Below are 15,105 nucleotides of genomic sequence, written 5' to 3' on the forward strand. Positions count from 1 at the left end.
GGAAGACTGGAGCCGATGTTCCCCGAATTCAAGATCGTACGTCGCCAGCGCCCCGTCACGATCGCGGTCGAGTCCAGCACCTTCCCGCGGCCCGCGGCCAACGCGGCGATCGAGGCGGCGTGTGACGGCCCGGTCTCGCTGTCCTTCACCTCGGGTGGGGATGTGCTCACCGGGTTCTACGACGGGCGGCGGGTGTCGCTGGCGGTGGCGACCGGGTCGGGGCGTACCTCTCACGCGAGTCGGCGCCACGGCCGGGTCGGACGTGGGGTCGGACGGTTCGCGCTGACGCTGACGGGCACGATGCTGACCGCGCTGACCTATGAGGGCGGCGTGTGGGTGGCCCGAGCACGGGTCGATCTCACCGAGGTCGGGATCGAGCCGCGTGACGAGTCGTGGCTCGCCGGCCTGACCGCCGGCCACGAGGGCTCCGCCGAGGACGTACGCAGCGGCGCCTTCGGACAGCTCGGCCTACGTGACATCCGTGTGGTGACGTACGCCGACGGCTCGCCGTTCCGCGAGGACGACGGCACCTTGCTGCTCACCGCCACCAGCGCCGGCCCGGGCTTCTTCCCCACGGCGCACACGTCGGTGTGGGCGCTGGACCCGGTGACGTACGACCTCGTCCATCGCGGGGCGCTCTACTTTGTCCGGGACGGGCTCGTCTACGGCGACCACGCCACCCACCTCGTGCGCGACGGCGACGAGTGGCTGGTCACGACGAGCACGTGGGGTGGTTTCAAGGCTCCGGACAAGACCGACCCCAGCAAACCGTGGAGCCCGGTCGGGGTCACGATCGCCCGCTCACGCGCGGACCTGACCCGAGGCGAGCACGTCCTCGACTCGACCCCGCTCGCGCTGCCGACGGACGGGCTCATGTCGGTCGGCGTCTGGGATCCCCATGTCGTACGCCGTGACGACCAGTGGCTGGTCGGCTACGTCAGCGCCAGGAAGTACTTCGACTTCCATACGGTGCTCGCCAGCGGACCAAGCCTGGACGCGCTCAGCCTCCGGGCAGCGCGAACCGACCGGACAGCCACCGAGGGCACCACGCTTGTCCCGCTGGGCGGCACAGTCGTCGTCGGCGCCAGCGACGGACGCGACAACCCGCGTCGCGTCCGTGCTCGCTACCCGATCTTCGACCTGGACCTCAACGAGGTCGCAGAGCTCCGATCGGCGTACGTCACGAACCTTCCGTGGCCCACTCTGATCCCGGTGGGGGACGAGTGGTTGCACGTCGCCTTCGACGGCACGCCTCACGGCGGCCGGCTACCCGGCTACGGCACTCACGGGGAAGTAGTGATCAGCCGATCAGTCTGAGGGGATGTCGACCAAGACGTTGCCGCCGTTGGCCGACAAACCCTAGTCGCGCGAGGATCCCGCGTCGTAGTCCGACCAGTCGTCGTAGTCGTCCGGCTTCGGATCGGACTTCTGACTGGTGTCTTCATCACCGTGAAGTTCGCGCGCAAGGGCCCCGAAGTCCGTCTCATAGGTCCGGTACTTCAGGTCGCGTGCGACCTTCGTCTGCTTGGCTTTCGCTCGGCCGCGCCCCATAGGGTCCAGCCCCCTCGTCGCACTTGGCCGGGATAGTCCCGGGCTGTTCACAGGTTTCTCGTAGGGATAACGCTACCGGTTCATGCCAAGAATCCGCACGCCGGGGTGTCGAAAATCCGTTCGCTAGGAGCGAATGTTACTGAGGTCACACGAATCTGAGCCTGACGACTCGTCATTCGCCGTTCATCCGGACGACAGATTGAGGGGTCGGACGGTTGTCTCGCCGCGCATAGCCTCCCTTCCGATTCTTGGGAGACCTGACAACAACGCGTCTTGAACGGAAATGCAGTGACCGAACTGAGCGACATCCAGACCGACACCGCCTGTCCCTCGTGCAGCGACGAGGCTGCGCCCGCCGTCACCGACGGCCGGCGCTCCATGTTGTCCCTGCTTCCCATGGCTGGACACACGCGCGGCAAGCGCAGCGCGGTGACCTGCGCCCTCAAGTGCGACAGCGCTTGCGCCAAGCCCGCCCCCAACACCTCCGACAACGAGTACTTCCGCGACATCGCGGGATCCGTGTTCAGCCGCCGCAAGATGCTCGGGTTCGCCGGCATCGGCGCGGGAGCGATCGCGCTGGGCGCGGCCTCCCCCGCCGCCGCGGCCGCCGCGACCGCTCCGGCGACCGCAGGCGGCCTCCAGACCAAGCCTGGCCACGGTCACGGCCGTCCCGGCAACCTGCCGTTCGCGCCGATCGCCCCGGTGCCGGCCGAGACCGACAAGTTCGTCGTGCCCCGCGGCTACACCTGGGAACCGATCGTGCGTTGGGGCGACCCGATCCTGGCTGGCGGCGAGCCTTTCGACGCCTCCGCGCAGACCGCCGCGAAGCAGGAGCTCGCCTTCGGCTACAACGCCGACTACCTCGACATCATCGTCACCAACAACGCCGGCACCAAGGCGCTGCTCTGCAACAACCACGAGTACGTCAACGCCGGCATCATGTTCCCGCCGGACCTCGACGCCACTGAGGCCGTGAAGATCGCCATGGCCGCTCACGGCTTCTCGATCGTGGAGCTGGAGCGCTCCCGCAAGGGCAAGAAGTGGACGTACGTCCAGGGTGCCCCCAAGAACCGCCGGATCACCGCCACCACGACCTTCACCGCCACCGGACCGGCCGCTGGATCCGACCTGCTCAAGACGGTCGACGACCCGACCGGCAAGACGATCTCCGGCATGGTCGGCAACTGCGCCGGCGGCACCACCCCGTGGGGCACGATCGTGACCGGCGAGGAGAACTTCAACGGCTACTTCCTGACCGCCGGGACCAGCGCCGGCGACAAGCGCTACGGTCTCGCGAACGGGGAGAAGACGACGTACGGCTTCGAGACGGTCGAGGACCGCTGGGACGCCCGCAAGGCGGGCTACGAGAACGAGCCGAACCGGTTCGGCTACATCGTGGAGATCGACCCCACCGACCCGACCTCGACGCCGCGCAAGCACACCAACCTCGGCCGTTTCAAGCACGAGGGCGCCAACGTCACGATCTCCAAGTCCGGTCACGCCGTCGCCTACATGGGCGATGACGAGCGGTTCGACTACCTCTACAAGTTCGTCTCCAAGGGCAAGTACGACCCGCGCAACCGCGCCGCGAACCTCGACCTGCTCACCGAGGGCGACCTCTACGTCGCGCGCCTCTTCGGCGACTCGGCCCCGGCCGAGATCGACGGCTCGGGCACGCTGCCGGCCGACGGCAAGTTCGACGGGTACGGCCAGTGGGTGCCGCTGGTTCTGAACGGCGCGAGCCGGGTCCCGGGCATGACCGTGGCCGACGTGCTCGTCTACACCCGCCTGGCTGCCGATCAGGTCAACGCGACCAAGATGGACCGCTGCGAGGACGTGGAGCCGTCGCCGAAGACCGGCAAGGTGTACGTGGCCTGCACCAACAACACCGACCGCGGCAAGGTGGGCAAGGAGTCGGCCACCGAGCCCAACCCGCGCAACACCAACCGTGACGGCCACATCGTCGAGATCACCGAGGCCCGCGGTGACGCGGCCGCCGGCACGTTCACCTGGTCGCTGCTCCTCGTCGCCGGGGACCCGGCGACCAACAAGTCGACCTACTTCGCCGGCTACCCGGCCGACAAGGTCTCGCCGATCTCCTGCCCCGACAACCTCGCCTTCGACTCCGAGGGCAACCTGTGGATCTCCACGGACGGCGCACCGAGCACCATCCAGAAGTGCGACGGACTGTTCAAGGTCCCGCTGGAGGGACGCGAGCGAGGAAAGGTCCAGCAGTTCCTGTCGGTGCCTCGCGACGCCGAGACCTGCGGTCCGGTCATCCACGACCGCGACGGCTCGGTCTTCGTCGCCGTCCAGCACCCGGGCGAGGATGGCTCCTGGGACGACCAGCGCTCGCTGTTCCCCGACTACGTGGAGGGCGAGGCCGCCGTCGGTGAGTTCGCGGGTCCGCGGCCGTCGGTCGTGCAGGTCTTCAAGCGCTGATCGTCGGCGGGACGGAATACCCGGTTAACCGGTGAAACCTGCACTTCTCAGGCGTTGCAATGCCTGAGAAGTGCAGGAATACCCGGTTAACCGGGTATTCCTACGCGATCACCAGCCGGCGTAGGAGCCGGTCAGCTCGACCTTGCCGCCGGGGGTGGCGGTGACCTCACCGGCGGCCCAAGAGCGGATGTCGTAGCCGGCGAGGATGCGTACAGCCTCGTCGACGTCCTCGGGGTCGATCAGCGCGACCATGCCGACGCCGCAGTTGAGGGTCATCTCCAGATCCTCCAGCGCCACGGAGCCGGTGCGACGTACGAGGTCGAAGACGGGCGCGGGGGTCCAGGTGGTGCGGTCGATGCGCGCGGAGAGCTCCGGCGGCATGACCCGCTCCAGGTTGGCGGCGAGGCCGCCTCCGGTGACGTGGGACATGGCGTGGGTCCGGGTCCCGCGGGCCAGGTCCAGGCACGCCTTGGCGTAGACGCGGGTTGGGGTGAGGAGCTCCTCGCCGAGCGTACGGCCGAACTCGGCGACCTGCGCGTCGAGCGTGTAGGCGCCGGAGTTGAGCAGCACGTGGCGGACCAGGGAGTAGCCATTGGAGTGCAGGCCGGAGGCCTCCATCGCGAGGACGACGTCGCCTTCCTTGACCAGGTTCGCGCCGAGCAGGTTGTCGGCCTCGACGACGCCCGTGGCCGCGCCGGCCACGTCGTACTCGTCGGCCGCGAGCAGCCCCGGGTGCTCGGCGGTCTCGCCGCCGACCAGCGCGCAGCCGGCCTCGACACAGGCCTCAGCGATGCCCTTGACGATCGCCGCGACCCGCTCCGGGACGACCTTTCCGGTGGCGATGTAGTCGGTCATGAACAGCGGCTCGGCGCCGCAGACGACCAGGTCGTCGACGACCATGCCGACCAGGTCGAACCCGATCGTGTCGTGCTTGTCCAGCGCTTGCGCGATCGCGACCTTGGTGCCGACACCGTCGGTGGAGGTGGCCAGCAGCGGGCGCTCGTACGCCTTCAGGGCACTCGCGTCGAAGAGACCGGCGAAGCCACCGACCCCGCCGAGCACCTCGGGGCGCCGGGACTTCTCGATCCAGACCTTCATCAGATCCACGGCGCGGTCGCCGGCGTGGATGTCGACACCTGCTGCGGCGTACGCGTTCTGGCTCTGAGTCACGTCAAGATCTCCGATCACGGGTTGTTCAGGACCGGAAGGGCCTTGCCCTCGGTCGGGGACTGCAGCGAGACCTCGAGGAGGTGCTTGCCGAGCATGCTCTCGTCGGGCAGCTCTACGGGGTATTCGCCGGTGAAGCAGGCGGTGCAGAGCGCGGTGCGCTCCTGGCGGGTCGCCGAGATCATCCCGTCGAGGGAGATGTATCCGAGCGAGTCCGCACCGACCGAGGCGGCGATCTCGTCGACGGAGAGACCGTTGGCGATCAGCTCGGCGCGGGTGGCGAAGTCGATGCCGTAGAAGCACGGCCACTTGACGGGCGGCGACGAGATCCGCACGTGGACCTCCAGGGCGCCTGCCTCACGCAGCATCCGCACCTGCGCGCGCTGGGTGTTGCCGCGCACGATCGAGTCGTCGACCACGACGACCTTCTTGCCGCGCACCATGTGCTCGAGCACGTTCAGCTTGAGCCGGATGCCGAGCTGGCGCAGGGTTTGGGAGGGCTGGATGAAGGTACGCCCCACGTAGCCGTTCTTCACGAACGCCTGGCCGAAGGGCAGGCCGCTCTCCAGCGCGTAGCCGGTCGCGGCGGGGATGCCGGACTCGGGCACGGGGATGACCAGGTCGGCGTCGACCGGGAACTCGCGAGCCAGCTCGCGGCCCATCTCGACGCGGGACTCGTGGACGTTGCGGCCGGCGATGTTGGCGTCGGGGCGGGCCAGGTAGACGTACTCGAAGACGCAGCCCTTGCGGTCGGCCTCGGCGAACCGCACCGAGCGCAGACCGGACTCGTCGATGATGATCATCTCGCCGGGCTCGACCTCGCGGACCACGCTCGCGCCGACGGTGGCCAGCGCGGCGTCCTCCGACGCGATCACCCAGCCGCGGTCGAGGCGGCCGAGGACCAGCGGGCGGATGCCCTGCGGGTCACGCGCGGCGAACAGGGTGTCCTCGTTCATCCACACCAGCGAGAAGGCGCCGTTGATCGTCGGCAGCACCTCCAGCGCACGCGCCTCCAGCGAGGAGTCGGGGTGGAAGGCGAGCAGCTCGGTGAGCAGGGAGGTGTCGTTGGTCGAGACCGGGGCGTGGCGGCCCTCGGAGTGCTCGGGCAGCGCCTCGACGGCCGAGCGCATCTCGGCGACGTTGATCAGGTTGCCGTTGTGGCCGAGGGCGACGGAGCCGTCCGGCGTCGGCTTGAAGATCGGCTGCGCGTTCTCCCACACCGAGGCGCCGGTAGTGGAGTAGCGGGCGTGGCCGATGGCGACGTGGCCCTTGAGCGACTCGAGGGTCGGCTCGTCGAAGACCTGGCTGACCAGGCCCATGTCCTTGTAGACGAGGATCTGGCGTCCGTTGCTGACCGCGATACCCGCCGACTCCTGGCCACGGTGCTGCAGCGCGTACAGGCCGAAGTACGTCAGCTTCGCGACGTCCTCGCCCGGCGCCCACACACCGAAGACCCCGCAGTGGTCCTGAGGACCCTGGTCGTGGGGGTCGAGGGCGGCGGTGAGCCGGCCGTCGCCACCCTTGCGTCGGGACACGTGCCTACCTGAGCTGGTGAGGTTGACCACGGCACCGAGTGTAAGGCCGTCCTTCGGCGATCACCGAACCCTTGACCGTCCTGTAAGAGTGGTCACATGAACGTCTCGGGATCACGAATGCAAAGAACTATCCACGTCTGACCTACCGCCCGGGACGGTCTTCCCGGATAATCAACCTGATGACTTCTCCAGCGCCCAAGCCCGCCGGCGGTCACCGACTGACGGTGCCACCGGGATTCGCCCCACCACCGTTGGGCGGGAAACGCGCCAGAAGCGACCTCACCACGACGATGACCACGATCACGACCGATCTGGCCGAGATCGGTGGTCTGCTCACCCCCGGCGAGGATCTCTCCGACCTCCAGCTGATCGCCGACAGCCTGACCGCGCTCGCGGGTTTCGAGGTGGCCTCGATCAGCATCGCCAGGCCCGATGACCATATCCACATCGCGGTGGTCTCCGGGCCTGAGTCCGTACGCAGCGGGAGCCTCGGCATCGCCACCCCGGTGGCCCAGCTGGACAAGGAGCTGGCCCGAGCCGACGACTGGGGCTCGTTCAAGTTCGTGCCCGCCGAACGCCGCGACGCCGATTCCCAGGCCCTCGGCTGGACCCCGGACATCGCCCGCGGTCCCCACCCCAACTCCTGGGACCCGCACGACCTGCTCTTCGCGCCGCTGCGCGATACGCTCGGCCGGCTGCGCGGGGCACTCATGGTCGACCTGCCGACCGACGGCCGCCGACCGGACATGGAGAAGCGGGCGGTGCTCAGCCGGCACGCAGCCCAGGCCCAGCGCGCCATCCTGCTCGCCCTGGAGCGTGAGGAGCTCTCGGAGCAGGTACGCCTCGCCGAGGCCGCCCGCGACGTGATCCGCCGCGCCGGGCGCGAGCTGGACCCCGACGAGATCCTCAACTCGCTGAGCACCGGGCTGGTCGACGTGCTCGACCTGACCGACTTCTGGCTGCACATGTCCAAGCCGGGCGGCCGCGGCATCCGCACCAAGGTCTACCGGGAGGACTTCAAGCTCCCGATCGAGGACCTGACCAGCCCGTTCATGGTCGACTACGGGCAATACCTCTGGGACCAGCGCAGCATCACCGTGCAGACCCCCGACGGCGCCGAGCGGCTCCCCCACCCCGACCCGGAGACGCAGCAGCTGATCACCGACTGGATCCGCCACTACAAGGTCGGCTCGATCGTCGGTGTCCCGATCGGCTCGGGCCAGACGTGGTACGGCGCGATGCTCCTCGGCCGCGGTCCCGACAAGCCCCACTGGAGCGAGCTCGAGCTGATCACGGCCGCCGACCTCGGCCGCGACTTCGGCCGCGTGGTCCACAACTCCAGGGCCTACCTGCGCCAGAAGGCGGCGGTCGACTCCCTGCGCGAGCTCGAGGCCCACAAGAGCCGGCTGATCGCGACGGTCGCCCACGAGCTGAAGAACCCGCTCTCCGCGTTCCGGTGGAACATCGAGTCGCTGCCCTACGCGGAGTCCGAGGAGGAGTACGCCGAGGTGCTGACCGCGCTGACGCGCAACCGCGACCGCACCGAGAAGATCGTGGCCGACCTGGCGATGCTGTCGAAGGTCTCCGACCCCGACCACCTGCCGACCACGGTGCCGATCCAGGTCGCGCCCGTGCTCGAGGAGGTCCACAGCCAGCTCAGCGCCGAGATGCCCACCAGCGACGCCCACGAGCTCGTCTTCGAGATGCCGTCCGACGACGTCTACGTGACCCTGGCTCCGGGCGATCTGGACCGGGTCGTGATCAACCTGGTCACCAACGCGATCAAATACAGCCCCGAGGGCGGTCAGGTCATCGTGAGCACGCGCACCAGCCCCGGCTGGTTCGAGCTCCGGGTGACCGACCACGGCCTCGGGATCTCGCCGGAGGACCAGGACCGGCTCTTCACCGAGTTCTTCCGTTCGACCAACCCCACCGCCCTCAAACAGCCAGGCACCGGACTCGGTCTGACGATCGTGTCTCGAATCGTCAGTCGACGCGGCGGACTGATATCCGTCGACTCGACCCCTGGTGTGGGAAGCACATTCCGTGTGACGCTGCCCATTGTTTAACCTTACGCACCGGTAACGGGTTGCGTTTCCATCTCGGCGGAGAACTCATGACCAGTACGCCCTCAGAGGGTCCGGACGCGCCAAGCGGCGCCTCCGAGGCGTACCCGAGCCCGGATCCCGGTCTGCAGCTGATCGCGGAGGGGGTCACCGAGCTCGTCGGCTTCGGCGCCGCCGTGATCAACATCCGTCGCGGGGACGAGTTCGAGATCGTCGCGGCGTACGGGGACGAGAGCGGCCACACCGTCGAGGGCGAGATGACCGTCGCCGAGATGCTCGGCACCCGGTTCCCGGTCTCGGTGGTCACCGACCTGCTGGACATGTCCGTGGACTGGGGCGACATCAAGTTCGTGCCCCACGAGAAGAACACCATCGGTGAGGCGGAGGGCTACTGGGTCCCCGACACCGACGAGGACATCCTGAAGGACCCGCAGGGCTGGCACCGGCTCGACGAGCTCCTGGCGCCCTTCTACGACGAGAACGGCGAGCTCGTCGGCGTACTCTCGATCGACCGCCCGACCAACGGCCGCAGGCCCGGCCGGCGCCAGCAGCGGATCCTCAACCGGTTCGCCCGCCAGGCGCGGCGTACGGTGCTGCTCACCCTGCAGCGCGAATACCTCGAGGAGCGGGCCAACAACCTGATCGAGGCCCAGAGCTTCCTGCGCGAGGCCAACTCCCAGCTCGGTCTCACCGGGGTGCTCGAGGCCACCCAGGAGGCGATGAGCCGCGGTCTCGACGCCGACGGCCTCTACGTGCAGGCCCAGGACGGCGAGGGCGGGTCCGTGGCGTACGCCTCGCCCGGCCTGGGGTGGACCGCCACCGAGAGCAACATCGCGGCCGGTCAGGCCTACCAGAGCACTCGGCTGTGGAACGAGGGCCAGCACGCCATCGTCAACCGCGAGCTGCTCCTCCACACGCTGCATCACGGTGGTGCCGAGCGAAGGAAGTTCGCCAGGCTCGGCATCGAGTTCCTCGATGCCGTCGGGGCCGACTCGCTCCTGGTCGTGCCCATCGGCGTGGAGACCACCGCGCTGGGTCATCTCGTGCTGGTGCGTGGCTCGGGCCGGCCGCGCTGGACCGACGCCGAGGGGCGCCTCGCGATGGAGTTCGGTCGCGACTTCGGGCGCATCGTGCTCACCTCCAACGCCTACACCCAGGAGCGTGACCTCGCCCAGCGGCTCGCCACCGCCGACAAGGTGCACAGCCGACTCATCGAGGCCGTCGCGCAGGAGCTGCACAACCCGCTGACCGCCCTCACCACCGGCATCGACGCGATGCGTCACGAGGACCGCGGATCGCCGACCTGGTTCCAGCAGGTCGGCAACCTGATCAGCCGGTCCGACCAGCTGGTCGCGATGGTCGACGACCTGTTGCTGTTCTCCCGCTTCTCCGACCCCTCCTCGCGCCCGACGCTGACCTACGTCGACCTGACGTCGCTCCTGCAGGAGATCTTCGAGCAGAGGACGTACGAGTCGGAGAAGCGTGGCATCGAGGTGAGCCTCGACGTGCCCTCGCGCAGCGTCCAGGTGCTGGGCGACCGCAGCGAGATCAAGGCGGCGATCCTCCGGCTGGTCGACAACGCGCTGGTCTACACCCACCGCGGCGGCCACGTGCGGCTCTACATCGTGGAGAGCGCCAGCGAGGCGGCCATCTCGGTGACCGACAACGGGGTCGGCATCCCGGCGGCGGAGCAGATCCAGGTCTTCACCGAGTTCTACCGCGGGTCCAGCCAGGCGATCGGCGGCCGGAAGGGCGTCGGCCTCGGGCTCAGCATCGTCGACCGGGTCGCGCGCCGCCACGACGGCCGCGTCACGCTGCGCTCGGAGCCCGGCACCGGCACCCGCGTCTCCCTCGTCCTTCCGTTGGCCAACGACGCCACCTCGCATGGTTAACCAAACGTCACAATCTGGTCGAGACGGACGCCTACGGCTGCACAGCGCGCGCGTTTCGTGCAACACTCCGTGGTGCCCAGGTCCTCAGGACTGCCACGCAGTTGCAACACCCTCCCTGACCGACCTACCCGAGAGCAAGGATGCCCCCACCACAGTCAGTCGATGCCCTCGACGTGCCTGCGAGCACGCCGAGCAGGACGTCGCTGCCGGTGGCAGATCCCGCACTCCAGATGATCTCCGAAGGCATCTGCGAGCTGCTCGGCTTCGGCATCTCCGCGATCAACGTCGTCCGCGGCGACGAGCTCGAGGTGGTCGCGGTCCACGGCTTCACCAGCGGTCTGAACGCACACGGGCGACGGCAGACGGCCGAGGAGATCCTCGGCACCCGGTGGGCCCTCTCCGACCTGCGTGACAACCTCTCCCGCGGCGAGAACTGGGGCTCCTGGCGGTTCGTCCCCCAGGAGCGGGTGAACCTTCACGAGGGCAGCTGGGTCTCCACCACCAACATGATCGACGCCCCCGACGCGTGGCACCCCCACGACATGCTGATCGCGCCGATCCTCGGTGACGACGGCTCCATCCAGGGCTGTCTCTCGGTCGACATGCCGGTCAGCGGCCGCCGGCCCGACTTCACCCAGCGCCGGGTGCTCAACCGGTTCGCGAAGCGCGCCCAGCGGGTCGTGCGCGGCTACCTCGAGCGCGAGCGGCTCTACGAGCGCGCCGCGAACCTCGAGACCGCCAAGGAGTTCCTGCGCGACGCCAGCTCCAAGCTCAGCCTCGCCGACGTGCTCGACGCCAGCCACGACGCGCTGATCCGCGGTCTGGGCGCCGACGGGATCTGGATGGCGACCAAGGGCCCCCACAACGAGATGGTCGTGCACGCGACCCCGGGCCTCGACTGGGACCCCGACCCGGGCCTGGCCGCGCTCACCTCGCGGAACACCTCGCGTTACTGGGCGGAGGGCACCTACTCGATCCTGTGCCGCGAGCGGATCGCGGACTCCTCGGAGTGGAACGAGCAGGCCACCGTCGCCAACAAGTTCTTCGAGACCCTGGGAGCGGAGAGCGCCCTGGTCGTACCCGTCGGCGCCGACCATGAATGGCTCGGCCACATCGTCCTGCTCCGCTCGCCCGGGCGGCCCACCTGGACCGACGCCGAGGGCCGGCTGGCGATGGAGCTGGGCCGCGACTTCGGACGCATCGTGCTCACCGCCAACGCCTACACCCAGGAGCGCGACCTCGCCCAGCAGCTCGCCCGCGCCGACCGCGAACGCAACCGGCTGATCGAGGCCGTCGCCCGCGAGCTCCGGATCCCGGTGAACGCGCTCGGCACCTCACTCAACGCGCTGGCCGGCGAGCACGCCAACACCCTGCCGTGGATCGTCCAGGTGGAGACGCTGACCGTACGCAGCGCCCAGATCGAGGGCATCGTCAGCGACCTGCTGCTCCTCTCCCGGATCCGCGACCCAGCCAACGCCCCCGGCGAGACCACGATCGAGGTCTCCGAGATGCTCGACGACGTGCTCGACGAGCTCGATCCCGACGCAGCGCAGAAGGACATCGAGTGCGTCCTGACGACCCCGACCGGACCTGCGTACGTCGTCGGTGATCCGCGCGAGCTTCGTGCGGCCTTCCTGCACCTGGTGAAGAACGCGCTGACCTACAGCTACCGCGGCTCGCGGGTGCAGGTGATGCTCTACAGCGCCGGCAGCGAGGTCACGATCATCGTCGCCGACGCCGGCGTCGGCATCGCCTACGAGGAGCAGCCGGAGGTCTTCGACCCGTTCTACCGAGGCTCCAACTCCGCGCTGGGTGGTTCACGCGGAGCTGGGCTCGGGCTGACGTTGGTCGAGCAGATCACCAGGCGCCACCACGGGTTGGTCGAGCTCGACTCACGCCCTGGTGAGGGCACCCGGGTGGCGCTGACGCTGCCTGGGAGCTAGGAGCTTCCCAGCTTCTGGAGCAGCAGCGCCTCGGCGACGACGACCCTCCGGAACTCCGCGAGGTGGAGCCCCTCGTTGGCGCCGTGGGCGCGGGTGTCGGGGTCCTCGACGCCCGTGACCAGCACGCTGGCGTGCGGGAACGCCTCGAGGAACTCCGCGATGAACGGGATCGAGCCGCCCACGCCCATGTCGATGGGGGCGGTGCCGTCCCAGGCCTCGGTGAAGGCGGCACGGGCCGCGTCGTAGGCGGGGCCGGTCGCGTCCAGGGCGATCGGCTCACCGGTGTCGACGACCTTGGTGGTGAGCTCGGCGCCCCACGGGACGTGCTTCTCCAGGTGCTGGGTGAGGGCGGCGACGGCGTTCTCGCCGGTGTCGCCGGGGGAGATCCGGATGGTGACCTTGGCGCGCGCGGTCGGGGACAGCGTGTTGGAGGCGCCGTCGACCTTGGGGGCGTCCAGACCGGTGATCGTGATCGCCGGCTGCGTCCACATCCGCTCGACGGCGCTGCCCTTGCCGACCCACTGCAGGCCGGCGAGCGCCCCGGACTCGGCGCGGAGCCGCTCCTCGGGGTAGTCGACGTCGGCCGCCGGACCCGAGACGAGCCCCTCCACCGCGGGAGCGCCGTCCTCGTCCCAGAGGGTGTTGAGGAGGCGTACGAGGGCCATGATCGCGTCGGGAGCCAGACCGCCCCACATGCCGGAGTGGACCGCGTGACCCAGAGTGCGGAGCTCGACGTCGACGCGGATCAGACCGCGAAGCGACGTCGTCAGGGCCGGGACGCCGATGTCCCAGTTGCCGGAATCGGCGATGACGATGACGTCGGCCCTCAGCTTGTCCTGGTGCTTCTCGAGCAGCTGGGGCAGCGTCGCAGAGGCCACCTCCTCCTCGCCCTCGATGAAGAGGCGCACGGTGACCGGGAGGTCGTCACCCAGAGCCCGGACCGCGCCGATGTGGGCCGCGATGCCGGCCTTGTCGTCGGCCGCACCGCGCCCGTAGAGCCGGTCGCCGACCTCGGTGGGCTCGAACGGCGGGGTGTCCCAGTCGGCGTGGTCGTTCTCCGGCTGGACGTCGTGGTGGGCGTAGAGCAGCACCGTCGGGGCACCCTCGGGACCCTTCTTCTCACCGACGATGGCCGGCGGGGCGCCGTCGAAGGCGCGCACGATCTCCACGTCGAAGCCCTCGGCCGCGAAGAGGTCGCGGGTCTTCTCCGCGCTCTTCTCGACCTCGCTCAGGCGCTCGGGGTCCGCGCTGACGGACTCGATCCGCACCAGGTCCTCGAGGTCCTTGCGGATCCCGGGAAAGAGGTCGTCTACACGGGCCTTGATGTCTTCGGTGGAGAGGGTCATAGGGTGAGATTACAAGGGGAGGTACGGCGACAGGTCGGTGCGTTCTCCTGAGGCCCTTACCCGGCCCTGATCGACGGCATCGGACCAGGTCATCGCCCCGGTGGCGAGGGCGATCCAGGTGACCGCGTCGGTCTCGATCACCGCCGGCGGCGTGCCGCGGGTGTGCCTGACCCCTTCGATGCACTGCACCGCGGCGTACGGCGGGACGCGCACCTCGACACTCCTGCCCGGCGCGCGCTCCTCGAGCACGGCGAGGAAGTGCTTGGTGAGGAGGCGGAGATCTGCCTTGGCGGGCTCGTCGGCGCGTACGCGATCCAGAGCATCGGCCACGTCGGCGGCGGCCGCGGGCTTGAGTCGTGCTGGCACATCGACACCCTATCTGCGGCAGTTGCCCGCCGAGGCGGCGCGCGACCACTACGCTCCGGAGACGTGGGACTGGAGAGACTCGAGTCGGAGATGGTGCTGAAGACCGTCGAGACACGGACGGATCGCGGCACGCTTCCCCGACCGCGGTCTGGTGAAGGTCGCCGAGGAGCTGGCCGGCCTGATCAGGGAGTCCTCCGGCGTCGGGGACCGGCTCCGGCAACGGTTGGTGTGGACGCGCGCGGCCTCCCGCGTGCTGATCGTTGCGGTCCTCGCGCTGACGCTGGCCGCCATCATCTGGGGCCTGGCGACGGCGTTCGGCGACGAGACGCTCACCGGGGTCCAGTGGCTGCCGCTGATGGAGAGCACCGTCAACGACCTGATCTTCGCCGCGGTCGCGATCTTCTTCCTCTACACGATCCCGGAGCGGCTGCTGCGGTCGCGCGCGCTGAAGCTGCTGCACCGGCTGCGCTCGCTGGCCCACATCATCGACATGCACCAGCTCACCAAGGACCCCGAGCGGCTGCGTACGGGGTTCAAGGAGACCTCGGCCAGCGTCCAGTTCACCCTCGACGCCGACCAGCTGATCCACTACCTGGAGTACTGCTCCGAGCTGCTCAGCCTCGTCGGCAAGACGGCCGCGCTGTGCGCCGAGGACTCCCAGGACAACGTCGTCCTGGACACGGTCAGCACCGTCGAGGGCCTCACGGTCGACCTCTCCCGCAAGATCTGGCAGAAGATCCAGGTCGTCGGCGAGCTGCGCGAGGACCAGTCATCCTCGGCTGTTTAGGCTCCGTTGC

At 69.1% G+C, this 15,105-nt stretch carries 11 protein-coding genes; 6 read left to right on the top strand and 5 right to left on the bottom strand.

Annotated features, from left to right (window positions below):
* Window positions 1-15 precede the first annotated feature (15 nt).
* Window positions 16-1,317 (top strand): hypothetical protein, encoded by a 1,302-nt coding sequence (locus OG801_RS11640; RefSeq protein WP_406035815.1) that lies wholly within the window; start codon window positions 16-18, stop codon window positions 1,315-1,317.
* Window positions 1,318-1,359: 42 nt separating this feature from the next.
* Here the strand turns inward: OG801_RS11640 and OG801_RS11645 are convergent, their stop codons facing one another.
* Window positions 1,360-1,551, bottom strand: a complete 192-nt coding sequence (locus tag OG801_RS11645; RefSeq protein ID WP_160026710.1) for a DUF3073 family protein — start codon at window positions 1,549-1,551, stop codon at window positions 1,360-1,362.
* Between the two features lie 288 nt (window positions 1,552-1,839).
* Here OG801_RS11645 and OG801_RS11650 point away from each other — a divergent pair, with 288 nt between their 5' ends.
* A complete protein-coding gene (locus tag OG801_RS11650; RefSeq protein WP_355019597.1) occupies window positions 1,840-3,993 on the top strand; it encodes a PhoX family phosphatase in 2,154 nt (717 codons plus the stop codon).
* Between the two features lie 108 nt (window positions 3,994-4,101).
* On the opposite strand, the gene purM is transcribed toward OG801_RS11650, so the two are convergent.
* Both purM and purF read right to left on the bottom strand, forming a co-directional pair.
* Complete coding sequence (gene purM, locus OG801_RS11655) at window positions 4,102-5,163, bottom strand: phosphoribosylformylglycinamidine cyclo-ligase (RefSeq protein WP_355019598.1); 1,062 nt, start codon at window positions 5,161-5,163, stop codon at window positions 4,102-4,104.
* Between the two features lie 14 nt (window positions 5,164-5,177).
* The gene (gene purF, locus OG801_RS11660) at window positions 5,178-6,695 is read right to left on the bottom strand and encodes an amidophosphoribosyltransferase (protein ID WP_355019599.1); all 1,518 of its coding nucleotides are present in this window, start codon (window positions 6,693-6,695) and stop codon (window positions 5,178-5,180) included.
* Between the two features lie 179 nt (window positions 6,696-6,874).
* Here purF and OG801_RS11665 point away from each other — a divergent pair, with 179 nt between their 5' ends.
* From OG801_RS11665 to OG801_RS11675, 3 genes are all read left to right on the top strand, one after another.
* The gene (locus OG801_RS11665; RefSeq protein ID WP_355019600.1) at window positions 6,875-8,764 is read left to right on the top strand and encodes a HAMP domain-containing sensor histidine kinase; all 1,890 of its coding nucleotides are present in this window, start codon (window positions 6,875-6,877) and stop codon (window positions 8,762-8,764) included.
* A 47-nt stretch (window positions 8,765-8,811) separates the two neighbouring features.
* Window positions 8,812-10,653 (top strand): sensor histidine kinase, encoded by a 1,842-nt coding sequence (locus OG801_RS11670; protein ID WP_406035816.1) that lies wholly within the window; start codon window positions 8,812-8,814, stop codon window positions 10,651-10,653.
* A gap of 209 nt (window positions 10,654-10,862) precedes the next feature.
* Window positions 10,863-12,596, top strand: coding sequence for a sensor histidine kinase (locus OG801_RS11675; protein ID WP_406035817.1), 1,734 nt, complete (start codon window positions 10,863-10,865; stop codon window positions 12,594-12,596).
* Here the strand turns inward: OG801_RS11675 and OG801_RS11680 are convergent.
* The gene (locus OG801_RS11680) at window positions 12,593-13,942 is read right to left on the bottom strand and encodes a dipeptidase (protein ID WP_406035818.1); all 1,350 of its coding nucleotides are present in this window, start codon (window positions 13,940-13,942) and stop codon (window positions 12,593-12,595) included. The genes OG801_RS11675 and OG801_RS11680 overlap by 4 nt on opposite strands.
* 9 nt (window positions 13,943-13,951) lie before the next feature.
* Window positions 13,952-14,308, bottom strand: a complete 357-nt coding sequence (locus tag OG801_RS11685) for a sterol carrier family protein (protein WP_406035819.1) — start codon at window positions 14,306-14,308, stop codon at window positions 13,952-13,954.
* A gap of 151 nt (window positions 14,309-14,459) precedes the next feature.
* Between OG801_RS11685 and OG801_RS11690 the strand changes: the two genes are divergently transcribed.
* Window positions 14,460-15,095, top strand: a complete 636-nt coding sequence (locus tag OG801_RS11690; protein WP_406035820.1) for a hypothetical protein — start codon at window positions 14,460-14,462, stop codon at window positions 15,093-15,095.
* Window positions 15,096-15,105 lie beyond the last annotated feature (10 nt).

The organism is Nocardioides sp. NBC_00163 (genome assembly GCF_045206295.1).
GTDB lineage: Bacteria > Actinomycetota > Actinomycetes > Propionibacteriales > Nocardioidaceae > Nocardioides.